At 72.1% G+C, this 215-nt stretch carries 1 pseudogene; it reads right to left on the bottom strand.

Annotated features, from left to right (window positions below):
* Window positions 1-215: pseudogene (locus IF29_RS47250) on the bottom strand (Na+/H+ antiporter); the annotation flags it as partial.

Below are 215 nucleotides of genomic sequence, written 5' to 3'. Positions count from 1 at the left end.
ATCTGGTGGCTGTCGTACATGCCCTGCAGCTCGGTGCCCTGCACCGCGATGACCTCGTGCCGCAGCTGCTGACAGACCTGCAGGAACGGTGCGTCGCCGTTGCCCTGGTCGGCGTCGTCCTGGGCCAGGCTGTGGCGCAGCCGCGCGTCCAGTGCCAGGCGCACGCGATCCAGCGCGGCTTCCGGGGCCGCGCCGAGGTCGGCGAGCTGGTCCAG

It is taken from the genome of Streptacidiphilus jeojiense (assembly GCF_000719095.1).
GTDB classification, from domain to species: domain Bacteria; phylum Actinomycetota; class Actinomycetes; order Streptomycetales; family Streptomycetaceae; genus Streptacidiphilus; species Streptacidiphilus jeojiensis.
Note: the sequence above shows the minus strand (reverse complement) of the source record. Positions and strands in the feature narration are given on the sequence as shown.